This window comes from Paenarthrobacter histidinolovorans, assembly GCF_014647595.1.
Lineage (GTDB): Bacteria > Actinomycetota > Actinomycetes > Actinomycetales > Micrococcaceae > Arthrobacter > Arthrobacter histidinolovorans.
The window spans coordinates 243,483-264,769 of record NZ_BMPM01000005.1; the positions used below are offsets into that span (position 1 = coordinate 243,483).

27 protein-coding genes are annotated in these 21,287 nt (G+C 63.1%); 14 read left to right on the forward strand and 13 right to left on the reverse strand.

Annotation, left to right across the window (positions count from 1 at the left end; all coding sequences use genetic code 11):
* The first annotated feature begins 85 nt into the window (after positions 1–85).
* From IEY62_RS13815 to IEY62_RS13835, 5 genes are all read left to right on the forward strand, one after another.
* On the forward strand, positions 86–1,423 hold the full coding sequence (locus IEY62_RS13815; RefSeq protein ID WP_189018764.1) for an MFS transporter: 1,338 nt from the start codon (positions 86–88) through the stop codon (positions 1,421–1,423).
* Positions 1,424–1,486: 63 nt separating this feature from the next.
* On the forward strand, positions 1,487–2,380 hold the full coding sequence (locus IEY62_RS13820) for a transketolase (protein WP_189018766.1): 894 nt from the start codon (positions 1,487–1,489) through the stop codon (positions 2,378–2,380).
* Positions 2,377–3,375, forward strand: coding sequence for a transketolase family protein (locus IEY62_RS13825; RefSeq protein WP_189018768.1), 999 nt, complete (start codon positions 2,377–2,379; stop codon positions 3,373–3,375). The genes IEY62_RS13820 and IEY62_RS13825 overlap by 4 nt, the downstream gene beginning before the upstream one ends.
* A gap of 120 nt (positions 3,376–3,495) precedes the next feature.
* Complete coding sequence (locus tag IEY62_RS13830; RefSeq protein ID WP_189018771.1) at positions 3,496–4,152, forward strand: GntR family transcriptional regulator; 657 nt, start codon at positions 3,496–3,498, stop codon at positions 4,150–4,152.
* 152 nt (positions 4,153–4,304) lie between these two features.
* The gene (locus tag IEY62_RS13835) at positions 4,305–5,042 is read left to right on the forward strand and encodes a VOC family protein (protein WP_189018773.1); all 738 of its coding nucleotides are present in this window, start codon (positions 4,305–4,307) and stop codon (positions 5,040–5,042) included.
* Between the two features lie 22 nt (positions 5,043–5,064).
* Here IEY62_RS13835 and IEY62_RS13840 read toward each other — a convergent pair whose 3' ends face one another.
* Genes IEY62_RS13840 through IEY62_RS13855 form a run of 4 tightly spaced genes read right to left on the reverse strand, consistent with a single transcriptional unit; the run spans position 5,065 to position 7,379 of the window.
* Positions 5,065–6,036, reverse strand: a complete 972-nt coding sequence (locus IEY62_RS13840) for an acyl-CoA thioesterase (RefSeq protein ID WP_189018775.1) — start codon at positions 6,034–6,036, stop codon at positions 5,065–5,067.
* Positions 6,037–6,073: 37 nt separating this feature from the next.
* Positions 6,074–6,643 (reverse strand): hypothetical protein, encoded by a 570-nt coding sequence (locus IEY62_RS13845; RefSeq protein ID WP_189018776.1) that lies wholly within the window; start codon positions 6,641–6,643, stop codon positions 6,074–6,076.
* On the reverse strand, positions 6,640–6,972 hold the full coding sequence (locus IEY62_RS21810; RefSeq protein ID WP_189018777.1) for a PEP-utilizing enzyme: 333 nt from the start codon (positions 6,970–6,972) through the stop codon (positions 6,640–6,642). The genes IEY62_RS13845 and IEY62_RS21810 overlap by 4 nt, the downstream gene beginning before the upstream one ends.
* A 2-nt stretch (positions 6,973–6,974) precedes the next feature.
* Positions 6,975–7,379 carry a hypothetical protein gene (locus tag IEY62_RS13855; RefSeq protein ID WP_229785293.1) on the reverse strand — a complete coding sequence of 135 codons (405 nt, stop codon included), beginning with the start codon at positions 7,377–7,379 and terminating at the stop codon, positions 6,975–6,977.
* A 94-nt stretch (positions 7,380–7,473) separates the two neighbouring features.
* Between IEY62_RS13855 and aztD the strand changes: the two genes are divergently transcribed.
* Positions 7,474–8,787, forward strand: coding sequence for a zinc metallochaperone AztD (aztD, locus tag IEY62_RS13860; protein WP_229785294.1), 1,314 nt, complete (start codon positions 7,474–7,476; stop codon positions 8,785–8,787).
* 148 nt (positions 8,788–8,935) lie between these two features.
* Here the strand turns inward: aztD and IEY62_RS13865 are convergent, their stop codons facing one another.
* Complete coding sequence (locus IEY62_RS13865; RefSeq protein ID WP_189018781.1) at positions 8,936–9,370, reverse strand: DoxX family protein; 435 nt, start codon at positions 9,368–9,370, stop codon at positions 8,936–8,938.
* A 68-nt stretch (positions 9,371–9,438) separates the two neighbouring features.
* Complete coding sequence (locus IEY62_RS13870; RefSeq protein WP_189018783.1) at positions 9,439–10,005, reverse strand: antibiotic biosynthesis monooxygenase; 567 nt, start codon at positions 10,003–10,005, stop codon at positions 9,439–9,441.
* Between the two features lie 41 nt (positions 10,006–10,046).
* On the opposite strand from IEY62_RS13870, the gene IEY62_RS13875 reads away from it, so the two are divergent.
* The 3 genes from IEY62_RS13875 to IEY62_RS13885 all read left to right on the forward strand — a co-directional run bounded on the left by IEY62_RS13875 (position 10,047) and on the right by IEY62_RS13885 (position 12,379).
* A complete protein-coding gene (locus IEY62_RS13875; protein WP_189018785.1) occupies positions 10,047–11,387 on the forward strand; it encodes an MATE family efflux transporter in 1,341 nt (446 codons plus the stop codon).
* Positions 11,388–11,396: 9 nt separating this feature from the next.
* Positions 11,397–11,969: a hypothetical protein gene (locus IEY62_RS13880; protein ID WP_189018786.1), complete on the forward strand. Its 573-nt coding sequence runs from the start codon at positions 11,397–11,399 to the stop codon at positions 11,967–11,969.
* A gap of 68 nt (positions 11,970–12,037) precedes the next feature.
* On the forward strand, positions 12,038–12,379 hold the full coding sequence (locus IEY62_RS13885) for a hypothetical protein (RefSeq protein WP_189018788.1): 342 nt from the start codon (positions 12,038–12,040) through the stop codon (positions 12,377–12,379).
* On the opposite strand, the gene IEY62_RS13890 is transcribed toward IEY62_RS13885, so the two are convergent.
* The 3 genes from IEY62_RS13890 to IEY62_RS13900 all read right to left on the reverse strand — a co-directional run bounded on the left by IEY62_RS13890 (position 12,376) and on the right by IEY62_RS13900 (position 14,030).
* On the reverse strand, positions 12,376–12,936 hold the full coding sequence (locus IEY62_RS13890) for a hypothetical protein (protein ID WP_189018790.1): 561 nt from the start codon (positions 12,934–12,936) through the stop codon (positions 12,376–12,378). The two genes, IEY62_RS13885 and IEY62_RS13890, sit on opposite strands and share 4 nt — an antisense overlap.
* A complete protein-coding gene (locus IEY62_RS13895; protein ID WP_229785295.1) occupies positions 12,933–13,367 on the reverse strand; it encodes a hypothetical protein in 435 nt (144 codons plus the stop codon). Before IEY62_RS13895 ends, IEY62_RS13890 begins: the two co-directional genes overlap by 4 nt.
* Before the next feature lie 114 nt (positions 13,368–13,481).
* On the reverse strand, positions 13,482–14,030 hold the full coding sequence (locus IEY62_RS13900) for a CGNR zinc finger domain-containing protein (protein WP_189018794.1): 549 nt from the start codon (positions 14,028–14,030) through the stop codon (positions 13,482–13,484).
* A 71-nt stretch (positions 14,031–14,101) separates the two neighbouring features.
* On the opposite strand from IEY62_RS13900, the gene IEY62_RS13905 reads away from it, so the two are divergent.
* Entirely contained in the window at positions 14,102–15,133 is a 1,032-nt protein-coding gene (locus IEY62_RS13905) for an EamA family transporter (RefSeq protein ID WP_189018796.1), read from the forward strand.
* Positions 15,134–15,277: 144 nt separating this feature from the next.
* Here the strand turns inward: IEY62_RS13905 and IEY62_RS13910 are convergent, their stop codons facing one another.
* A complete protein-coding gene (locus IEY62_RS13910; protein WP_018779397.1) occupies positions 15,278–15,541 on the reverse strand; it encodes a WXG100 family type VII secretion target in 264 nt (87 codons plus the stop codon).
* Positions 15,542–15,699: 158 nt separating this feature from the next.
* Between IEY62_RS13910 and IEY62_RS13915 the strand changes: the two genes are divergently transcribed.
* Positions 15,700–15,972 (forward strand): DUF2277 domain-containing protein, encoded by a 273-nt coding sequence (locus IEY62_RS13915; RefSeq protein ID WP_189018798.1) that lies wholly within the window; start codon positions 15,700–15,702, stop codon positions 15,970–15,972.
* An 18-nt stretch (positions 15,973–15,990) separates the two neighbouring features.
* On the opposite strand, the gene IEY62_RS13920 is transcribed toward IEY62_RS13915, so the two are convergent.
* From IEY62_RS13920 to IEY62_RS13930, 3 genes are read right to left on the reverse strand one after another with little or no spacing between them, the layout of a single operon-like run.
* Complete coding sequence (locus IEY62_RS13920; RefSeq protein ID WP_189018800.1) at positions 15,991–18,333, reverse strand: heavy metal translocating P-type ATPase; 2,343 nt, start codon at positions 18,331–18,333, stop codon at positions 15,991–15,993.
* 9 nt (positions 18,334–18,342) lie between these two features.
* A complete protein-coding gene (locus IEY62_RS13925) occupies positions 18,343–18,585 on the reverse strand; it encodes a heavy-metal-associated domain-containing protein (RefSeq protein ID WP_229785296.1) in 243 nt (80 codons plus the stop codon).
* A gap of 49 nt (positions 18,586–18,634) precedes the next feature.
* A complete protein-coding gene (locus IEY62_RS13930) occupies positions 18,635–19,000 on the reverse strand; it encodes a metal-sensitive transcriptional regulator (protein ID WP_189018805.1) in 366 nt (121 codons plus the stop codon).
* Positions 19,001–19,108: 108 nt separating this feature from the next.
* Here IEY62_RS13930 and IEY62_RS13935 point away from each other — a divergent pair, with 108 nt between their 5' ends.
* From IEY62_RS13935 to IEY62_RS13945, 3 genes are read left to right on the forward strand one after another with little or no spacing between them, the layout of a single operon-like run.
* Positions 19,109–19,546 (forward strand): rhodanese-like domain-containing protein, encoded by a 438-nt coding sequence (locus IEY62_RS13935; RefSeq protein WP_229785297.1) that lies wholly within the window; start codon positions 19,109–19,111, stop codon positions 19,544–19,546.
* The gene (locus IEY62_RS13940; protein WP_229785298.1) at positions 19,546–20,205 is read left to right on the forward strand and encodes an alpha/beta fold hydrolase; all 660 of its coding nucleotides are present in this window, start codon (positions 19,546–19,548) and stop codon (positions 20,203–20,205) included. The genes IEY62_RS13935 and IEY62_RS13940 overlap by 1 nt, the downstream gene beginning before the upstream one ends.
* 57 nt (positions 20,206–20,262) lie before the next feature.
* The gene (locus IEY62_RS13945; RefSeq protein WP_189018807.1) at positions 20,263–21,273 is read left to right on the forward strand and encodes a YdcF family protein; all 1,011 of its coding nucleotides are present in this window, start codon (positions 20,263–20,265) and stop codon (positions 21,271–21,273) included.
* Positions 21,274–21,287 lie beyond the last annotated feature (14 nt).

The window sequence follows — 21,287 nt, forward strand, 5'->3', positions numbered from 1 at the left end:
TGTCGGTCACAGTTGACGTATTATGTTGACTGTCGACAGTGGGGTTGCCGAAGACGCACCGCACTTTTGAAAGGGAAAGACACACATGAGCAATGAAGCTCTGACCATGCGTGGTCCGGTTCATGGAACCAAGGAAGCAAAGCGCGTCGCCGTCGGTTCAGGCGTTGGCGCAGTCATCGAAACCTACGACTTCATCGGTTTCGGCACCGCCGCAGCCCTGTACTTCGGTACGGCGTTCTTCCCGGGCGCTGACCCGGTAACCGGCACCCTGGCCTCCTTCGCGACCCTCGGCGTCGGCTTCGCTGCCCGTCCACTGGGTGGCATCATCGGCGGCCACCTCGGCGATAAGCTCGGCCGCAAGCCGGTGCTGGTGGCCTCCCTCATCCTCATGGGCCTGGCGACGTTCGCGATCGGCCTCCTGCCCACCTACCAGCAGGTTGGCCTCCTGGCCCCCGCCCTGTTGGTCCTCGTCCGCGTCATCCAGGGCCTGGCCTTCGGTGCTGAATGGGGCGGCGCCATCCTGATGAGCTACGAGCACGCACCTTGGCGGAAGAAGGGCCAATTCACCGGAATCGTGCAAGCCGGCTTCCCCGTGGGCCTGCTCCTAGCCAACCTCGTCTTCCTCAGCAGCGTAGGACTCGGCAGCGAATGGGCCTGGCGTGTACCGTTCCTGGCCAGCATCGTTCTGGTTGCCGTCGGCCTCATCATCCGTTCAAAGGTGCCCGAATCCCCTGTGTTCGAGGACGTCAAAGCCAAGGGCGCAATCGTGAAGTCCCCCATCGTTGAGGTCATCAAGACCGATTGGCGCAACATCGTCCGCGGCATCGGCCTGCGCATCGCTGAAACTGCCGGATACGCCGTCTCAGTGACCTACATGATTTCCTACCTGCACACCAACAAGCTGGCGGACAAGACCGAAACCCTGGTGGCGCTCTGTGTCGCCGCAGGAATCGGTATCTTCGCCACCTATTTCTGGGGCAAGCTGACTGACCGCGTGGGTCGCCGCCCTGTTTACGTGTGGTCCACGGCTTTCGCGGTGGTATTCGGCATCCCCATGTTCATGCTGGTCAATACGGGCCTGTTCTTCCTGATCATTGCAACGATCGTTGTTGCCTACGCTGTCTGCCAGAACTCCCTGGCCGGTGCCCAGGGTGCCTGGTTCCCGGAATTGTTCCAGGCCAAGACCCGCTCGTCCGGCGCATCGTTGTCGTACCAGATCTCCGCCATGGTCTCGGGCTTCACTCCGTTCATCACCACCCTGCTCTTCGTCAGCATGGGTTGGATGGGACCGGCGCTTCTCTTCAGCATCTACGGCGCCATCGGTCTCTGGGCTGCGCTGATCACCAAGGAAACCTGGGGCAAGCGCGAGCGTCAGCTCGCCGAAGAAGCCGCCAGCAAAACTCCCCAAACCATAAACGCCTAAAGCACCACTCGACGTCGGGCGCGTACTCCCCATCGGTGCGCGCCCGGCTCCGGAAGGAAACCAGTGACTCTCTCATCAGTCGAGGCGGCTACAGCCGCAGCTCCCACGCCGGAGCGCATAGAGCGCATCCGCGCCGCCGCATTCCGTATCCGCCACCACGCCCTCACCATGGGCGAGGTCCAAGGCCAGGGCTACGTCGGCCAGGCGCTCGGCGCGGCAGACATGTTCGCGGCTGTCTACGCAGACCAGCTCAACTACCGCGCCGGGGACCCCCACTGGGAGGGCCGCGACAGGTTCCTCCTCTCCACCGGCCACTACGCAATCGGGCACTACGCGGCGTTGGCAGAGGCCGGAATCGTGCCGGTGGCCGAACTCGAAACCTATGGTTCCGACGATTCCCGCCTGCCGATGTCCGGGATGTCCACCTACACACCGGGCATGGAAATCTCGGGCGGTTCGCTGGGACACGGACTGACGATCGCGGTCGGCATGGCGCTGGGCCTGCGGGCGCAGAACTCAAGCAACCGGGTCATCAACTTCCTCTCCGACGGCGAACTCGACGAAGGCTCCACCTGGGAAGCCGCAATGGGCGCGCACCACCACCAGTTGGGCAACCTGATCGCCATGGTGGACATCAACGCACTCCAGGCCGATGGTGCCACCAACACGGTGCTCCGCACCGAACCCGTCACCGAAAAGTGGGAATCGTTCGGTTGGTACACCCAGCGCGTGGACGGGAACGACGTCGGTGCGCTGCTGGCCGCGTTCGACAACATCGCCGCGGTCGCGGCGCCGGTCGGGCGGCCGTCGGTGATTCTCTGCGACACCAAGGTTGGCCGCGGCGTTCCGCTGCTGGAAACCCGCGAGAAGGCGCACTTCATGCGCATCGAAGAAAACGAATGGCAGATCTGCCGCGATCAATTGACGGCAGGATATGAAGGGGCGGCTTCAGCATGAGCACCACCACAACGGCAAAGCCGAAGCTCAAGACCTCGGCGATGATCGCGTCCTTCGCAGATCCCGGCCAGAAAACCATGTCAGCTCCGTTCGGGCACGCGTTGGTTGCCGCGGCGGAGGCCAATCCCAGGATTGTGGGCCTGACTGCGGATCTGGGCAAGTACACGGACATGCACATTTTCGCCAAGGCCTTCCCTGATCGGTTCTTCCAGATGGGCATGGCCGAGCAGCTACTTTTCGGCGCTGCTGCGGGCATGGCCGAGACCGGGCTGGTCCCGTTCGCTTCCACCTACTCGGTGTTCGCGGCCCGGCGTGCCTACGACTTCCTGTGCCTGGACATCGCTGAGCCCAACCTGAACGTCAACATTGTGGGTGGGCTGCCAGGCCTGACCACAGGCTATGGCCCCAGCCACCAGGCCACCGAAGACATGGCGATCTTCCGCGGCATGCCCAATCTGACCATCGTGGACCCGTGCGACTCCGTTGACATTGACCAGGCAGTTCCCCAGCTCGCGGCCTCGGACGGACCCACCTACTTGCGCTTGCTGCGCGGCAACGTGCCCACCGTCCTGGACGAGTACGACTATAAGTTTGAGCTCGGTAAGGCCAAGGTACTGCGCGGCGGCAATGACGTTGTGTTCGTTTCCTCCGGCCTGATGACGATGCGTGCCCTGCAGGCTGCGGATGCGTTGGCGAAGCACAACGTTGACGTGGCCGTGGTGCACACGCCCACCATCAAGCCCTTCGACTCCGCAACAGTCCTGAAAGAACTGGATACCGACCGCCTGGCCGTCACGCTGGAGAACCACACCGTTGTTGGCGGTCTGTTCGAAACTGTTGCGTCCGCCGTCGTGACTGCCGGGCTGGGCAAGCGCGTGGTTCCCATCGCGCTTCCGGACCAATTCCTTGACGCCGGTGCGCTGCCCACTCTGCATGAACGCTACGGTCTGTCCGTGGACCGGATTGTGGCCAAGGTCCTGTCGGAACTCGGCTGAGTTTCTTGTTTTCCGGGGGAAGTGCGGGACGGACATTACTGCCCGTCCCGCACTTCTGCCCGTAGTATCGACAGTTAACACCTGACTGTCAGCAGTTGCGCATAGAACCGAGGACACACCATGGCCGCCACAGCCTCCCTGTTGGGACTGGAGAAGAAGAGCCTCCGCGAACAGGCGCTCGCAGCCCTGCGGACCGCGATCACCAGTGGCGAGCTGGAGCCCGGGCGGCACCTTGTGGAAACTGAGCTGTCCGAGATGCTGCAGATCAGCCGCGGCACGCTCCGCGAAGCCCTGAGGCAACTGGAACAGGAAGGGCTCATTTCCGCCGGACCACGCGGCCGGATGTCCGTCAGGCACCTTGATGTCAAGGAAATCCGTGACATCTTCGCTGTTCGGGGCGTGCTGGAATCCTTGGCGGCCCGGACCCTCAGCGACATGGCCGACAAGGAAGCTGTGCTCGCAGAGCTGCGTGCCGCCGTCGACAATATGGACAAAGCGGCCAAATTCTCACTCGAAGAGCAGATCGAATCCGACCTCGAGTTTCACCGCACCCTTTGCCGCCTGTCGGGCAACGAGACCCTGCTGCACCAGTGGGAATCACTGGAGGGCTCCATCCGGATGTCCATCATGTTCGCCGGCCTGGAACGCGCCACCCGCAACATGAGCGTTGGACGGCACAACGACATTGTGGCTGCCATCGAGACCGGAAACGCCGCCAAGGCGCGGGAAACGATCATTGAGCACATGAATGGTGCGGCGGAGAACCTGGTGGGTTAAAACTCGCTTTTTTGTCTGGGCTCCGGCCGCCGTCGAATAGGGCTGGCGCTTCCCAACGACGGGCATCTGGTGGCTGCTCTCGGGTGGTCTGAGCCTACGGACAGTGTTGAGTCTCCGTCATCGGACCTGCCCCGGGCATAGCATTGTGAACCATGGCACTGAGACTGGTTCAAGTGAATTTCAAGGCTGGGGACGACTCAGCCCTCGGGCAGTTTTGGGCGGATGCCCTCGGCTGGGGTGTTTCCAGCGAGGGACCCGGGATCACCAATGTAGAACCCTTTGAATTCACTTGGCCGGATCCAACGGCAGTCTGCGTGGATGTGGTCAGCGTTCCCGACCCTGAGACGGTGAAGTACCGCATTCACCTGGACCTTGCCACCACGTCCGCTGATCATCAAAGGGAGCTCGTCCAGCGGCTCAAGGAGCTTGGCGCTTCGCCCGCGGACATCGGCCAGGGAGAGGTGCCGTGGGTGGTGATGGCTGATCCCGAGGGCAACCTGTTCTGCGTACTCGAACCTCGTCCGATCTATCAGGACACCGGCCCCATCGCCACCGTGGTGGTCAACTGTGAAGATCCCCGGGCCATGGCCGACTTCTGGAGTCGGGCAATGGACTGGACCTTGCATGAGGTGACTGAGGAGCATGCGAGGTTGCGCTCGTCCAAGGGGGTAGGTCCCTACCTTGAGCTGCTTCGCACCCCCGATCCGGACACCCTGCAAAACCGCATCCATCTCGATCTCATGCCATACCCCGGCGACGATCAAGCCGCCGAGGTTGCCCGGCTACACAGCCTTGGTGCCCACGATGCCGACCTCGGCCAAGGCGACGTGTCGTGGAAATGCCTCACGGATCCGGAAGGAAACGACTTCTGTGTGTTGAGGCCCGGGTGAACAGCCCAAGTCCCGGAGCGCGCTAGTTCTGCGCCTTCAACAAATGGTCCGGCAGCCGGTTTCCGGGGGCGCGGCCCCGGATTTCGAGGAGTTCCCGGGCGTGCGCATGCAGCTTCTTGTCTTCGCCTGAAACGGGAACCCACTCCGGGATGGGCACAGCAGTTCCGGTTTCGTCACGGGCCACCATCACCGTGAGGCAGTACGTGGTGAGGTTCATCTCCCGGGTCTTGGGATCGCCGGAGCGTACGTGGACCGCGATGTGCATGCCCTTGGCTCCGGTGTAGACGAGCCGGGCTTCGACTTCCACTACATGGCCGATCAGCAGCGGCCGGTAAAAACGGACGCCACCGGAGAACACGGCCACAGTGTCCTTGCCGCAGTAACGGGACGCACAAACGTACGCGGCCTCATCGATCCACTTCATCACGATGCCGCCGTGGACTTTTCCGCCCCAGTTCACATCCGTGGGGGACGCCATGAACCGCAGCGTGACGCGCTCGGCGGTTCCGGCGTCGGTGTATTCCTGGGCGTTCATCGCGTTGACGATCTGCTCACGGACTTCGATGCGCGCCAGCGCGTGGTCCCGCTGCTCGACCTGGGCGGGCGTTGAGGGTTCGAACTGGGGAACGGGGATCGGCTTGCCATCGGGTCCAACAGCCACGAAGATCACCATGCACTGACTGTGCATGGTTTCCGGCCCACCCTTGGGATCCCGGGAACTGACCACGGTATGGATGTGCATGGAGGACCGGCCGGTGTAAACGATCGTGGACGTCACTTCCACCATGTCCCCGCTGTTTACCGGGTCAGTGAAGTGGATGTTACCCACGTAAGCGGTGACGCAGTAGGACTTGGCCCAACCCACCGCCGCCGCATAGGCCGCTTTGTCCACCCATTCAAGGACTGTCCCGGCATCAACGGATCCGCTGTGGCCTACGTCGGTGGGGGCCGCAAGGAAGCGGAGGGTCACGGAGTTTCGGGCGTCGTCGCTCATGCTCGAAGTTTACTGTCGGCATGTTTCTGTTACGTGACTAAGACTGCGCCCGCTGGATGCCCAGGGTGGCAATGAGATCCTCATGAATTTCGAACCAGACCCGGTGGAAAGAGTCGCGATCGGTACCAGTCAGCCAGGAGGAGTCCCGGGCGGACTCCTTAAGCGCCCGCAGCAGCCGGTCCGAGTAGCCCTCAAACCGGGGCAGGGTCCGGGCGAGCCGTGCTTCCAGCGGGCGCCACGCCGCCAACGCGCCGATCAAGACGTCCGTGGCTTCGGGATTCTTGGGAACCCCAAGCTGAAGACTGCCGCACGCGCTGACGACTCCGTCGTTGAACTCCCCGAAGTCGTCGTGCACTTCCAGCACAAGGGATCGCGCCCGGTACTGGTCCAGTTCCTGGGCGAGCAAGCGCTCATTCTCTGCCCGCCCTGCACTGGAGAGCAACCAGCCGCTGGCTCCAGCGAAGGTGCTGCGCGTGACAAGACCGGTCCTGCCGGCGTCAATGAGCGTGGACTCCACAAGGCCAGGGTCCTGGGAGAAGCGTGCGGCTACGGCGTCGGTGTCGGCGAAGCCCAACAACCGCACGGCGTGCAAAGTGAGGAGAGTCATTGCGTGCCTGCCAAGGTGACCGTCCCGGCCGCCCCGTCAACAGTCACAATTTCGCCGTCGGGCACCAGTTCCAATGCATCATGCACACCCAGAACGGCCGGAATGCCGTACTCCCTGGCAACGATCGCCGCGTGCGACAACATTCCACCGGTTTCGGTGACAACTGCCGAAGCCATACCGAAAAGGGGTGTCCACGCGGGGTCCGTGGTCCGGCAAACAAGTACGTCTCCGGAGCGAAAGAGCCTGAATTCGTCGGGCCCTGCAACGAGCCGCGCTACACCCCTGTAACTTCCGGCGCTCGCCGCGGTTCCTACCAAAACCATCGCCATTGTCAGCTACCGGCTGCTGTTTGCGGGCGGTCGGACAGACGATCCAGCCGCTGCTGCGCGGCCTGCGCCGAGCGGAGCCCAAGACTTTCGGCAATCTGCTGCCAGGTCAGTCCTTCCGCCCGGGCGAGGAACAAAAGTGCAGTTTCGACGGCGTCCATCTCACCTCGGGCGGCGGGTACCAGTGTGAGGGCCGCACGCAGATCCGCAGAATCCGCTGTTGGATTGCCCTCTTGGCTCCGGGAACGCCATAGCACGTGCTGGATCAGGTCCATGGCGGTTGGCGGCTGTTTTTCGTGGAGCCATGGACGTTGGGGCAGCGCGGCGGCGCCCCGTTCCAGGAGTCGCCGGGTCGCGTGGGTCTGCAGTTCTGCGTCTTCCCAGTCCCGGGGTGGGGTGGCAGCGTTCATGAGACTGAGCATCGCTTATCAACAACTTGTTGTCAACATTCTGTTGATACCCAATCGATTTGCTCTCTAAATGAGAATCAATATCATTTAACTCATGTCTCATCACCCAAACCCCACTCTCTCTGCCGTACGCGGCCGTAAACGCCACCTGCCCACGGGCGCGGTCGCCGTCGTCGGGCTTTCCGCCCTATTGCTCACCGGCTGCGCAACGCCCGGCGGCTCCGCCGGTAGCGCAGCCGAGGTGTCGCCGTCGTCCACCGCGAAACCCAGCCCCAAAGAGGCCGGCGCCCCGACCCCGCGCCTGGTGTACACCTATGACGGAGGCATAGGAGTTCTTGACGCTTCCTCGTTGGACGAGGTGGGGAGCGCTGATCTGGGCGGCTTCAACCGGCTCAATCCCGCAGGCGACGGCCGGCATGTGTTCGTGTCCACCGGTGACGCCTTCCGACTCTTCGACGCCGGCGCCTGGACTGAACCGCACGGTGACCACAGCCATCATTACGTTGGCGAACCGGCGCTGACCGAGCTTGCCTTCGCTGCCGACAAGGCCGGGCATGTGGTGCTGCACGCGGGCAGGACGGTGCTGTTCAATGACGGGTCAGGCAAGGTGGAGAGCTTCAAGACCTCTGCGCTGGGGGCTGCTGTGGAAGACGGAAAGCTGCCTGCCACCGACGTTTACACAACGCCTGAAGCGCACCATGGGGTGGCCGTCGAGCTTGAGGACGGCAAACTGCTGGTGACCCTCGGCGATGAGGAAAGCCGGTCCGGAATTGCTGTGCTCTCCGCCGGCAAAGGGCAGGACCGCAAGGAAATAGTCCGCAACGAGGACTGCCCGGGAGTGCACGGTGAGGCCGTCGCTGCGGGTGAAGCCGTGGTGGTGGGATGCGAGAACGGCATGTTGATCTACAAGGACGGGGCCATCACCAAGGTGGCGAGCCCCGACGCGTACGGCCGTTTGGGCAACCAGGCGGGATCGGAAAAGTCCCCGGTGATCCTTGGCGACTACAAGGTGGACAAGGCCGCCAAGCCGGAGCGGCCAACCCGGATTTCCTTGGTCAACACGGAGACCGCCGCCATGCAGCTCGTGGACATAGGCACCAGCTACTCGTTCCGCTCACTGGGCCGCGGCCCGGCGGGGGAAGCCCTGGTCCTCGGTACGGACGGCGGCCTGCGCGTGATCGACCCCCTTTCCGGTGCCGTCACGTCAACCATTCCAGTGGTTGCCTCATGGGAGGAGTCGGCCACCTGGCAGGACCCGCGGCCCACCCTTTTTGTCCAGGGCTCGACGGCGTACGTCACCGAACCTGCGACGCAGTCACTTCACGCCGTGGACCTGAAAGCGGGCAAGGTGACGAAGTCGGTAAAGCTTGGGCAGACCCCGAACGAGCTCACCGGCGTTACGGGCTAGTTCACCCCGCGCCTCCCGTGCCTTAAAGGTGGACGATCCCTCACATTCCATCCCTTAACCGCCGAGGCTCTCTCGCTTTCCTGAAGAAAATGAGAGAGCCTCGGCGTGAAAGTGTCGTTAGGTGAGGGAGCGTCCGAGGGGGCGTCGATCAGGCCAGGACGCGGAGCTTGGAACCGGAGCGGCCGAACAGCGCGGCGTCGGCCGAGATCCTCCCGGCGCCCGCCAGTGCGAGGGCCAAGGCGGCGCCTGCGAAGAGCAGCACCAGTTCGTACCCACCATTGCCAACAAATATGCCGGCCGGAGCATGGACCAGGAAGAGTGCGCCCAGCATGTCGATGGCCAGGAGTGCTGCGAAGACGCGGGTCAGGAGGCCGAGGATGAGTGCGACGCCGCCCACCAGCTCCAGGGTCGCCACGATCGGAGCCACTACGGAAGCGCCGGGCACGCCCATCTGGGTGAAGGATGCCTGGGTGCCGGCGATGGTGAATTCGTTGAACTTCTGCCAACCGTGCGCGGCGAAGAGAAATCCTGCAATGACGCGCAGGATGGTCAGGGCTGTGGTGGTCAAGCTGGACTTGTTCATGCTTCAACCCTTGCAGGACATTGGTTGAAGTGTCAACTAATCCCAGTGTTCTTTGACGTGGCTCCCAGCTAACTACGAGGCTTCGCCTGAAGCCAAGGCTGCAGGAGCCGGGTGGTGATCGGCAGGAAAATGTACGTCATCAGGGGCGTCAGGATGACGATGTTCAGCAAGACGGCGAAAACCAGCGGCCAATTCTGTGTCACCGGGTGCAGCAGGAAATTCGCCAGCAGGCTGAGCGGGAAGAACGGAAGGAAGATGCTGATGGCCTGCTTCCAACGCGGTGGCACCACTGTTTCGGGCACCACGACCGAGACGTCGCCAGGCCGCGAGAACCAACCCTCAATCCCCGTATGACGCTCCACCCGGGTGGTCTCCATCATGTCCCTGGCGCTGTCGATCCACCAGCGCCTCTCCTCCGAGTCTTCCCACGCCTGCAGGGATTCGGCGTCGGCGAAGCGATAGAGCATGTGCCACTCGGTGGAGTCCACGCCATTGCGCACCCACCCCGATCCCAAGTAGCCCTGCCACTCGCGGGCAAGTTCCTGCCCGGCGTGTGCCCACGCGTTGGCTTGGCGGGTGTAGCCCGGAAGGATGGTGCGGGCCACGGAAACGGTGACGGGATGCTCATATGACACGGCCCAAATGTACCCGTACCCCAACAGACTAGGCTTGTTTAGTGCCCCAAACCACAATTGCCCCCGCCCGCTCGAACGCGCGCGAAATCCTGCGTCTGGCCGTCCCCGCGTTCGGAGCGCTGATTGCCGAGCCTTTGTTCCTCCTGGCCGACTCCGCGATCGTGGGGCATCTGGGTGTGGACCAGCTGGCCGGCGTCGGGCTGGCGTCCACCATCCTGCACACTGCGGTGGGACTCATGGTCTTCCTGGCATATTCGACGACGCCGGCAGTCGCCCGCGCGATCGGCGACGGCAAGCTGGGGAAGGCTCTGGCCGCAGGGCGCGACGGCGTGTGGCTGGCCCTGCTGCTAGGGCTGGTACTCGCTGTGGTGGGCTTCGTAGCGGCCGAGCCCTTGGTCGGTTTCATGGGTGCATCGGGCGATGTGCAGGGATTCGCCGTGGACTACCTCCGGTGGTCCATGCCCGGACTTGCGGCGATGCTCCTGATTTTCGCGGGCACCGGTGTGCTCCGCGGTTTACAGGACACCCGGACGCCCCTTGTGGTGGCAACGGCCGGATTCGCGGTCAACATAGCCCTCAACGTGTTCCTCGTCTACGGGTTGAACATGTCCGTGACGGGTTCGGCGATCGGTACCAGCATTGCGCAGTGGGCCATGGCCGCGGTCTACCTGGTGATGGTGAGCCGGAATGCGCGGCAGCATGGTGTGTCCCTGCGGCCCGACTGGCGCGGCATCCGGGCAATGACCAAGGTGGGCTCGTGGCTCATGCTCCGCACACTGAGCCTCCGCTTGGCCATCCTCGCCACCGTCCTGGTGGTGACGGCCCAGGGCGCCGTCAATCTGGCGGCGCATCAGCTGGCCATGACAATTTTCTCCTTCCTTGCCTTCGCCCTGGACGCTTTGGCGATCGCAGCCCAGGCATTGATCGGCAAGGAACTGGGCGCCCGGAACGCTGCCAGGGCCCGTGAATTGACCCGCACTATGATCCGCTGGGGCCTGGGGTTCGGCGTGATTACCGGTGTGCTGCTGGCCGTGGCTGCTCCCTGGGTGGGATACATCTTCACGTCCGACTCCGGCGTTCGGTCGGCGCTGACGGTTGCGCTTTGGGTGCTCGCGCTGGGTCAGCCCGTGGCGGGCTACGTTTTCGTTCTGGACGGTGTCCTCATCGGTGCCGGCGACGCGCGCTATCTGGCGATTGCCGGCGTCGTGAACCTGGCGGTCTACTTGCCGCTGCTGGTGGCGGTCCACCAGCTAAAGCCCGACGGCGAGGCGGGGCTGCTATGGCTGTGGGCGGCGTTTGCTCTGGGTTACATGCTGGCCCGCGCGGTGACGTTGGGGCTGCGTGCGCGGACGGATCGGTGGATGGTGTTGGGTTCGCACTAAACTGGACGGGTGACTCTTCCATCGACTCCTGCCCAGACTCCTGCTGCCCCGCCGGCCGGACTGTGGAAACCCATCCTTCTCCGCGCAACGGTTGCTGTGGTGTTCGGTTTGGTGACCATCTTCTGGAGCTCGCCGTCGGTGCACGTCCTTGCGTGGGCCGTGGGGCTGTATTTGCTGGGAACGGCGGCGGCCGTGTGGATGTCCCGCGCGCTGCCGGTGGCCGTAGCGGCAGTGGTGGCCCTGGGCGGTATCGCGGCCTTGGTAACGCAGTCAGACGAAGGCGTCGCTCTTTCTGCCATGTTGGCTCTGCTGGTTCTTGGACTTCTTGAGTTCATGATGGGCCTGAAGAAGCGTGATTCCCTGGCCCGCGACTGGCTCATCTCGGGGATCATCTCAGTGGGCACCTCGATTGCCCTGCCATTCTTCACTTCGCTGGGTGCGCACGCCCTCCTGGGTGTTGCCGGGGGTGGCGCAATCCTCTCCGGGGTCCTGTGGATGCTTTCCGGATTGTCGCTGCGGCATGATGCCCGCACGGGTGCACACGCCTCTGCTCCCGGCGCTTCGCCGGAGGCCGTAAACTAGTAGTTGGACGTTCTACTCGTTGTAGAACTTTTGCAGACCGGCGGGCACGTACCGCCATCATTGGAGGAATGACCGTGGCAGACCAGACACCAGGAGAACCGCGCAAGATGCGGACCTCGGTCAAGGGACCCCTCATGTTCTCCGCCTTCTTCGCCGTGCTGGCCTTCGTGGCCGTGCTGATCTTCGCTTCCGGCGGCAGCGCGCGTGTTCCGCGGTTCGACCTCGCATTCACCGGCGCAGGCATCGCGTTCATTGTGAGCCTCGTTGTGGCGGCCATGCTGTCCATGAGCTACAAGGAGAACGCCGACCACTTGGGCAAGGGCTCCGGGGTCAACCTCAGTTCCAAGCGTCCGCACGGCGGATCGCCGGACTCCTCCGGCGGAACTGAAACGCCCGACGCCGGCCACTAACCTTCCAGCGCTTCCCCACTTTGCTCGGGGGAGCGCTTTTTGGTGGGCCTCGCTGGGCTTGCGGTGGCGGTCCAGCGAAGCGGCAGTGATGCGTTCACCAGAAGAAACGCGAGAACACACCAGCCGCCCATGAGCAGGCCGCCGTCCGGTGCCGAAGCAATGTAGTCGACCCCGTTGGGCCTCAAGGTCTCAGGCGTGGGTTTCAGGTACCCGGAAGCAATAAGGGCCAGGCCAGCCGCAGCCAGGAGTACGTAGATTCGACCGTTGCCCGCCCACCAGCGGTTGATCGGGGGAATGAGGCGTACGGGCAGACCCACCATGACTGCGAGGGAAATGGTCGCTGCCGGCACTAGAAGGCCGCCCAGTACAAGGCCGATTATTACTCCGATGCCGTCGTAGTCCACCATGGTTGCCACCTGCAACATGATCCACGATGGGGCCAGGAAAGCGAAGGCCAGGGCGAGTTGGCCGAACCTGGTCATTCCTGCGCTTCCGTAGCGTTCACGTGGCAAGTCGCGCAGTGTGGGGACGTGGCGATCAGCAGAGTGGTTGGTCACTGGGCCATTCTTCCGGTGCGTGGTCGTTTTCGGAACCGGAGCGGGAACGAGGCGTTAACAACGAGGAAGTTGACGATCAAGCAGCCGCCCATGAGCATTCCGCCGTGACACGTGACAACGTCGAAGTGGTAACCATCGATGTCGCCTATGTGGCGTTCGGGCGTGTTGAACCCGGAAATTATGAGAGCCACGCCCGCGACCGCCAGAAGAATGTACATGGGGGCATTCCCCAGCCACCAGCGGCTTAACCGCTCGTTGAGGCGCAGAGGCAGTCCGACGGCCACTGCAACACCCATCAGAAAGGGTGGTCCTATCAGCAGGAAGAGGAGAGTCCCCAGGAACTCATACCCTGGACTTGCCGCCATCACACACACGAACCACATTGCGGCCATGAAGGGGTATGCGATCGCCAGTTGGGCAATCGGAGCCATGTCCGGTTTGTCGGGGGGCCTGACCCAGGTGGTATTCGGAATCGGCGTCCGTCCAGCCGGAAAGTTGTAGGCGCCTGTATTCGTTTGTTCCCCCATGCCGCAATTATGCCCGGGTTATTCGCTCCCGGCGGCCTTCCGTGCACGGTATGCCGCCACGTGGGCCCGATTGGCGCAGTTGCCCGTGTCGCAGTAGAGCTTGGAGCGGTTGCGGCTGAGGTCGAGCACCACGGCATCACAATCCTCTGCGGCGCACACGCGCATCCGATCCATTTCCCTGCTGCGGATCACGTCGATGATGGCCATCGCGGCCTCGGTGCCCATCCGGTCGACCAAGGGTGCTTCCGGCGTTGTGGCGTGGAGGTGCCAGTCCCAGTGATCGTGCTTGACCAGCTGCGGGAGGGCTTTTGCGTCTGCGAGCAGTTTGTTGACGGTCTTGGCTGCGGTGTCTTCGTCGGAGGTCCAGAGTGCTGCGAGTTCGCCGCGCAGGCGCTTGATGCTGGTCAATTCCGCGGCGGAGTTGGTGCGCGACCCTGTGAACTCCTCCGCTTTCAGGAACGAGTTGAGGTCCTCCAGTGTTGCCAGCAGATCTTCCCCATTGGCTGCAGTGTTGATCAGGTTGACCACGCTACGAAGGGCAACCTCGGTGTCAGGCGCAAAAAGCACTTTGACTCCTTACATAGTTCGGGAGTACTGTCATGACCATAAGCCCACTTTACTCCTGACAGGAGGCTGCTGTGTCAGCTCCAACGACGAAGGCTGATGCAAAGAGTTTCCTGGCATCGGGACTCGGCATTGCTCTTTTTTCTTCAGCCGTATTCGGAACCTCCGGCTCTTTCGCCAAGTCCATGCTGGAGACCGGCTGGTCGCCCGGCGCCGCTGTAACCGTGCGTCTCACAGGTGCCGCGCTGATCCTGGCGATTCCCGCCGTCGTGGTCCTTCGCGGCCGCTGGCACCAGCTGAAGGACAACTGGCTCACCATCCTGCTGTTCGGCCTGATCGGCGTCGCCGGCTGCCAGCTCTTCTACTTCAACGCCGTGGCCCGGCTGTCCGTGGGCGTCGCGCTGCTGCTTGAATATCTGGCCCCTGTGATGATTGTGCTGTGGCTCTGGATTTCCAGCCGACGCAAACCGCGGGCGCTCACCGCTGCCGGCGCGTTGCTTTCCCTGGGCGGCTTGGTGTTGGTTCTTGATCTGACCGGCGCGGTCAAGGTGGACTTCGTTGGCGTCCTGTGGGGCATGGCGGCTGCGGTGTGCCTGGTGATCTACTTCTTCATCACGGCCAAGGAAAATGACACCCTACCTCCGCTGGTGCTTGCCTCGGGCGGCCTGCTGGTGGGCGCACTGGTGATGTGGTTGGTGGGTCTGTTGGGGCTGCTTCCCATGACGTTCAGTACCGCCGACACAACGCTGGGCCCGTGGACCTTGCCCTGGTGGGTCTCCGCCGTCGGCTTGATCATCCTGGCAACGGTCCTCGCGTACGTTTCCGGAATTATGGCGGCCCGCAGCTTGGGATCGAAGGTGGCCTCGTTCGTGTCCTTGACGGAGGTGCTGTTCGCGGTGATCTGGGCTTGGCTGTTGTTGGGCGAACTCCCCGGTCCCATCCAACTGCTGGGTGGTCTCCTGATTGTGGGCGGCGTGGTCCTGGTTCGCGTGGACGAACTGCGGGGAGACCGCCGGGCTGCTGCTGCAGGCGCCCGGGCTTTGGATCACCCTAACGACGTCGAACCTGTCCCTTCGGGGCCTGTCGCCGGAGCTTCCCGGGACTAACGCCCGGGTCCGCGGTCTTGTCTGCCTGCTCGCCGTAGAACGTCGGGGGCGGCTGATCCGGGTGGGGCTGCGGATGACGTCGGGTACTGGTGTGAACGCAAAAATGCCCGGACGCTTGTGCGTCCGGGCATTTTCCCAACTGTCTTAGTTGGAGGCCTGCTGCTGCTGCTCAGCGTTCTTCTGAGCGCGATCGCCGGCTTCGCGAAGAGCGTCGGCAACCTTCTTCAGGTTCGAAGCGTGCTGGCTGTCCCACTCGCCGCGGAACTTGTCAGCGTCCGGGCCCTTCCAGTCGGTGCCATCAAGTGCGCCCTTGAGCTGTGAACGCTGCTGCTCGATGTGCTCGGCACCTGCCTTCAGCTTGTTACCGAGCTGACGAAGCTGATCAACATCTGCACCCCAAATAGCCATGAGATTCTCCTTCATTTGTTCGGACCCGAGCTCTTCGGCATCCCCAGCGGCCTCCGGCTCATCCGGAAGATCCAATAGCTAAAACCTATCCCGGGAATCGCAAACCCGTCGATGGGCACCCCTCCCCATGCAGCACTGCCCATGGTTAGCATGGGGTTATGTGCCGGAATATCAGGACTTTGCATAACTTCGAACCGCATGCCACAAGCGAGGAAGTGGAGGCCGCGGCCCTCCAATACGTGCGTAAGATCAGCGGATCCACCAAGCCTTCGAAGGCCAACGAAGAAGCCTTTGCCGAGGCTGTCCACGAAATCGCACACATTACGCAACATCTTCTGGACTCCTTGGTGAGCCATGGGCCGGCCAAGAACCGGGACGAGGAAGCGGCCAAGGCAAAGGCCCGGGCTGCGGTCCGGTTCGGAACCGCTTAGCCCGGGCCTTCTTCCTGGCTACTTGCCGAACGAGCGCAGCCTCAGCGAGTTGGCCACCACCAGAACCGAGCTGGCCGCCATCGCTGCTCCCGCGATCATCGGATTCAGCAGCCCAAGTGCGGCCACCGGGATGCCGATCGCGTTGTAGAAGAACGCCCAGAACAGGTTGGTCTTGATGGTGGAAAGTGTCTTCCGGGACAGTTCGATCGCCTGCACGAGCTGACCCAGGTCGCTGCCCATGACCGTCAGATCCGAGGCCTCGATCGCCACATCCGTACCGGAACCCATCGCGATCCCCAGGTCGGATTGCGCCAGAGCAGCGGCGTCGTTAACGCCGTCCCCAGCCATCGCGACTGTTGCCCCCGAAGCCTGAAGCTTGCGAACCGCCTCCACTTTCCCCTCCGGCAACACCCCGGCGAACACATCCTCCGGTGGGATCCCGACGGCGGCAGCCACTTGGGCAGCCACGGCAGCATTGTCTCCGGTCAACAGGATGGGGCGGATGCCCAGACCCTTCAGCTTCTGGATCGCTGCCGCCGAGCCGGGTTTGATGGTGTCGCTCAGGCTCACAATTCCGGCCGGTGCCCCATCAACGGCGACCCAGATGGCGGTAGCACCCCCGTTCTCCTGGGCGGCCAGGATTTCCCGATGACCCGCTTCGAGAGAGATGCCGTTCTCCTCCAGCCAACCCGAGCGGCCCACGACCACGGCCTTCGAACTGCCGTCCAGCACCACGCGTCCTTGCACTCCGCCGCCGGGAGCAGAACTGAAACCTTCAACGGCAGGCAGAGTGCCGGCGTCGGGCATTGCGTCTTTTGCCGCGGCGGCAATGGCGTGGGCGATCGGGTGCTCCGACGCCGACTCGACGGCACCGGCCAGCGTGAGTACTGAGGCGGGGGAGTGCCCGTTCAAGGCGACGGTGTGGTCCACGGCCAGCTTGCCGCTGGTAACGGTGCCGGTCTTGTCCAGCAGGATCGTGTCCACGTGCCGCGTGTCCTCGAGAACTTGCGGACCCTTGATGAGGATGCCCAGCTGGGCGCCACGGCCCGTTCCGGTGAGCAGGCCAACCGGAGTCGCCAGGCCCAGGGCGCAGGGGCAAGCGATCACCAGAACAGCAACGGCGGCGGTGAAGGCGCCATTCAGATCACCTGAGATGAACAGCCAGAGCAGGAACGTTGCCAGGGCGATGACCAGCACAATCGGGACGAAGACCGAACTGATCCTGTCCGCGAGCCGTGCAATCGGTGCTTTGCCCGTTTGGGCCTGGCTGACCAGCCGGCCCATCTGGGCGAGCGTGGTGTCGGAGCCAACTCGTGTGGCCCGGACCAACAGTCGGCCGGAGGTGTTGATCGTAGCCCCGGTCACCGCGCTGCCCGTGCCGACTTCAACCGGAACCGATTCGCCAGTCACCAGGGAGGCGTCGACAGCTGATGCTCCGTCGACCACCAGGCCATCGGTCGCGATTTTCTCACCGGGGCGAACGACGAACACATCATCCACCAGGAGCTGGTCCGCTGGGATCTTCCGCTCGACGCCCCCTTCGAGGATGGTTGCGTCCTTGGCACCCAGGTTCAGCAGGGCCTTGAGGGCATTGCCTGCTTTGGCCTTCGCGTTCGCTTCCAGGTAACGGCCCAGTAGCAGGAACGTGGTGACCACGGCCGCGACCTCGAAGTACAGCCCACCGCCGGACATGCTTTCCATGCCGGGATGTTCGGTCATCCGGGGGTCGGCAAACAACTGCCACGCGGAGTACACGTATGCCGCGATCACACCAATGGAAACCAAGGTGTCCATGGTGGACGCGAGGTGCCGGGCATTGATGGCAGCAGCCCGGTGGAATGGCCAGGCCGCCCAGCTCACCACAGGGAGTGCCAGGGCGCCCACAACCCAGCCCCAGTTGGCGAACTGCAGCGCCGGAATCATGGAGATTGCGAACACAGGAACGGTCAGGATGGCAGCCAGGATCAGGCGCGGCCGGAGTGTCGATGCCGACGGGCCGTGGTCCATATGGTTTTCGTGCCCGGAGTGCTCGTCGTGCATGGGCTCAGCGTCGTGATGATGCTCATGCCCGGGACTGTTTGCCGTGTCACTGGCGGCCGGGCGGGTATGCGGCGCGGGTGCCTGGCGCAGGGTGGCTTTGTACCCCGTGGCATTGACCGTGTCCACGATCTGCTGGTCCGTCACGGTGGCGGGGACGGTGACATGGGCTGATTCGAGAGGCAGGTTGACGCTCGCCTCGACGCCTTCGAGTTTGCCCAGTTTCCGTTCCACCCGATTGACGCAAGAGGCGCAGGTCATGCCCTCAATGTCCAACTCGATCACCCGTTGTGCGGGTTGGTTGAAGCTCTCCTGGTTACTCAAGCGAACCCCCTAGGCTTCGTTGGCTACCACCAGGTAGCCGGCTTCTGCCACGGCCTCGCCAATTTCCGACGGCGAGAGCTCCTGGCTGGATGTGATGGTGACGGTGGACAGGCCGCCGGGGTTGAGGTCCACTGCGACATTCTGGACGCCGCTGAGAGCTTCAAGTTCTTCGCTCACGCTGGAAACACAGTGGCCGCAGGTCATGCCGGAAACGTTCACGTTGGTCTGGATGGTCTGGATGGTCTGGCTCATGGAGTGCTCCTTGGTGTTGAGTTGGATGGTGTGGTGAGTGGAGGCGGGGTTACCGCAGCAGGCGCCCGATGGCATCGGTGGCCTCCTTGACTTTGGCGTCGATTTGTTCGGCGCGGGCCTGGGGGTCGGGCTCGGAGGCGGCTCCAACGACGCAGTGGCCGATGTGCTCCTCGACGAGGCCCAGGCTCACGGCGTGGAGGGCCTTGGTGGCGGCCGCGACCTGCGTGAGGATGTCGATGCAGTACTTGTCGTCCTCCACCATGCGCGCAATCCCGCGGACTTGGCCTTCGATTCGTTTCAACCTCTTGAGGTACGCGTCCTTATTGCTGGTGTAGCCATGGGTCGCGGAGGGTTCCAGGTCCACCTCGATGACTGGCGCATCCGGGTGGCTCAGCTTCAGGTCTGGTGAATTCATGTCATCAACTTATACCCCGTGGGGGTATGCGTCAAGTACCCCCAGGGGGTATGTTTTTGGCAGGATAGGATTTCGGGTAACGGCAATCAGTAAAGGCAAGGTGACTCAATGGCTACCGATGATCGGGCCGGAAGTTTTGGGATGAAGCTCGACCCCGCCGACTTCTTCCGCGCAAAGCTTCAGTGCGAGATCGACGTGATGGAGGTGGCGGAGGCCGACCCGGAGTCACTGGTCATTGTGGACACCCGCCGCAGGAGTTCTTGGGACCATGGACATATTCCTCAGGCCGTACATATCCCTACGGCTTCGATCCCATCCCAGGCCCACGGCCTTGTCCCCGCTGGTTCGCAGGTGGTGGTGTACTCCTGGGGTCCAGGCTGCAACGGCAGCACTTTCGCTGCGCTCGCGTTCGCGGAGCTCGGCTACTCCGTGAAGGAAATGATCGGGGGCATCGAGTATTGGATAAGGAACGGGCTGCCCGTTGAGACAGCCGCGGGCGTCGCCAAGAGCACGCCGGATGCGCTGGTGACAGCCCACACGATCTGATGAAACGGGACATGATGGCGGTTTTCGTACTGATTCACGGTGGTGGTTCCACGGCGTGGGACTGGCACTTGGTTGCCCCACTTCTTCAAGAAGCCGGTCATGAAGTAGTGGCAGTGGACCTGCCCATTGAAGACGTTGATGCCCGGCTTGAGGACTACGCCCGCGCCGTGACGGCAGCCGTTGGCGGGGACCGTAACACCATCGTGGTGGGGCACTCGCTGGGTGGTTTCACGGCACCCTTGGTTTGCCAGGAACTCCACTCCACGGGCCTGGTTTATCTCTCGGCAATGATCCCGACGCCGGGGGAGACCTTCGGCGAGTGGTGGACCAACACAGGGCACGACCACGAGACTATTCCCGACGAGCCATACTTCAATCTTGTCCCCGCAGAGTTGGTGCAGCAGGCCACCGACAGGGAGCGCGACCAGCAAGGCGCCTGGATGTCAGGTCCCTGGCCGGGCAACCATCCGGACGTTCCAACCCTGGGGATTCTGTGCCGTGACGACCTGTTCTTCCCGGCGTCGTTCATGAGGCGCCACATCCGTGACCGGCTGGGCACCGAGCCGGTTGAGATCCCTGGTGGTCACTACGCCACGCTGAGCCATCCGGACGCTGTTGCTGCCGCCCTTATCGACTTCGCCGAGCAGAACGGCCTTTAAGATCATGCAGCTGCGCGTGCTCCTGCCAGCCGTAGCGGCACCACATAGGCTAGGAGCATGCTGACCCTGGTCCTAGGACTTCTTTTCGCGGGACTTTTCCTTGCCTCATTCCAGTCGGACCGGCGACGGCTCAGGAATGGTGTGCTGCTGCTGGTCGCAGCGTGGTTCCTGCTGCAGGCCCTCCTGGACTTCCTGATCGACCTGAATCCGTGGTTCGAGTGGTTGAATCTGCTGGTCTTGGTGGTGCCGGTGGTGAGTATTTTCGTGTTCGCCGGGTTCTTGATCGCGAACGGCGTCACGATGGTCCGCCGGGAGGGCCCAAGCATCACCAGCTTTTTGCCGATGGCGGTTGGAATGGCCGTCTTCCTGGCACCGGTGGTCGCCTTCCTCTTCGTGTTGAGCGGGCAGCCGGTGCTCGCCGGCATCGCGGCTTTGGCGTTCTTTCTCTGCGCATACCTTGGCTGTGCGTTCGTTGTCTTCCTGGGCTATGCGGTGGTCTATTCCAAGATGCGCTTCAGCCCGAACCCAGCTGCCGTCATCGTCCTGGGGTCCGGGCTGATTGACGGCAAGGTCCCGCCGTTGCTCGCGGCCCGTTTGAACAAGGCTTTGGAAATTTACGACGCCGTCACTCCCGTCAGGCCCGTCCTGGTACCTTCGGGGGGCCAAGGCCCTGATGAGCCGCGACCTGAGTCGTCGGCCATGAAGGATTACCTGGTGGCCAAGGGCGCTACTCCGTGCGATGTGCTGGAGGAGGACAAGGCCACCACCACCCGGGAGAATCTGGCCTATTCGGTCGCCCTGCTTGCTGAAAAGGGAATTCAGGGGCCGCTGCTGGTGTGCACCAACAACTACCACGTACTCCGCGCCGCCCTCCTGTCCCGTCGGCAGAAGATCAACGCGGAGGTGGTGGGCGCTCCGACTGCCAGGTACTTTGTGCCCAGCGCTTTCCTTCGGGAGTTCGTGGCCGTGATGAGGGACAACCGCCTGACCAACGCAGTTCTCTGCCTGCCGATGTTCGGGATTGCCCTGCTCATCACGGTGGCCCTCATGAATTCGCCGGTGGTCTAAGCCCACCCGGTAGG

Coding starts and splice junctions, on each gene's coding strand:
- IEY62_RS13845 (WP_189018776.1), bottom strand. CDS start 6,643: ATGACTCTCCTCACTTTGCACGCCGTGCGGTTGTTGGGCTTCGCCGAC.
- IEY62_RS13855 (WP_229785293.1), bottom strand. CDS start 7,379: ATGAACGCTGCCACCCCACCCCGGGACTGGGAAGACGCAGAACTGCAG.
- IEY62_RS13840 (WP_189018775.1), bottom strand. CDS start 6,036: ATGAGCGACGACGCCCGAAACTCCGTGACCCTCCGCTTCCTTGCGGCC.
- IEY62_RS13815 (WP_189018764.1), top strand. CDS start 86: ATGAGCAATGAAGCTCTGACCATGCGTGGTCCGGTTCATGGAACCAAG.
- IEY62_RS13825 (WP_189018768.1), top strand. CDS start 2,377: ATGAGCACCACCACAACGGCAAAGCCGAAGCTCAAGACCTCGGCGATG.
- IEY62_RS13910 (WP_018779397.1), bottom strand. CDS start 15,541: ATGGCTATTTGGGGTGCAGATGTTGATCAGCTTCGTCAGCTCGGTAAC.
- IEY62_RS13930 (WP_189018805.1), bottom strand. CDS start 19,000: ATGAATTCACCAGACCTGAAGCTGAGCCACCCGGATGCGCCAGTCATC.
- IEY62_RS13835 (WP_189018773.1), top strand. CDS start 4,305: ATGGCACTGAGACTGGTTCAAGTGAATTTCAAGGCTGGGGACGACTCA.
- IEY62_RS13830 (WP_189018771.1), top strand. CDS start 3,496: ATGGCCGCCACAGCCTCCCTGTTGGGACTGGAGAAGAAGAGCCTCCGC.
- IEY62_RS13940 (WP_229785298.1), top strand. CDS start 19,546: ATGAAACGGGACATGATGGCGGTTTTCGTACTGATTCACGGTGGTGGT.
- IEY62_RS13925 (WP_229785296.1), bottom strand. CDS start 18,585: ATGAGCCAGACCATCCAGACCATCCAGACCAACGTGAACGTTTCCGGC.
- IEY62_RS13935 (WP_229785297.1), top strand. CDS start 19,109: ATGGCTACCGATGATCGGGCCGGAAGTTTTGGGATGAAGCTCGACCCC.
- IEY62_RS13945 (WP_189018807.1), top strand. CDS start 20,263: ATGCTGACCCTGGTCCTAGGACTTCTTTTCGCGGGACTTTTCCTTGCC.
- IEY62_RS13885 (WP_189018788.1), top strand. CDS start 12,038: ATGACCGTGGCAGACCAGACACCAGGAGAACCGCGCAAGATGCGGACC.
- IEY62_RS13895 (WP_229785295.1), bottom strand. CDS start 13,367: ATGGCTCCGATTGCCCAACTGGCGATCGCATACCCCTTCATGGCCGCA.
- IEY62_RS13865 (WP_189018781.1), bottom strand. CDS start 9,370: ATGAACAAGTCCAGCTTGACCACCACAGCCCTGACCATCCTGCGCGTC.
- IEY62_RS13915 (WP_189018798.1), top strand. CDS start 15,700: ATGTGCCGGAATATCAGGACTTTGCATAACTTCGAACCGCATGCCACA.
- IEY62_RS21810 (WP_189018777.1), bottom strand. CDS start 6,972: ATGGCGATGGTTTTGGTAGGAACCGCGGCGAGCGCCGGAAGTTACAGG.
- aztD (WP_229785294.1), top strand. CDS start 7,474: ATGTCTCATCACCCAAACCCCACTCTCTCTGCCGTACGCGGCCGTAAA.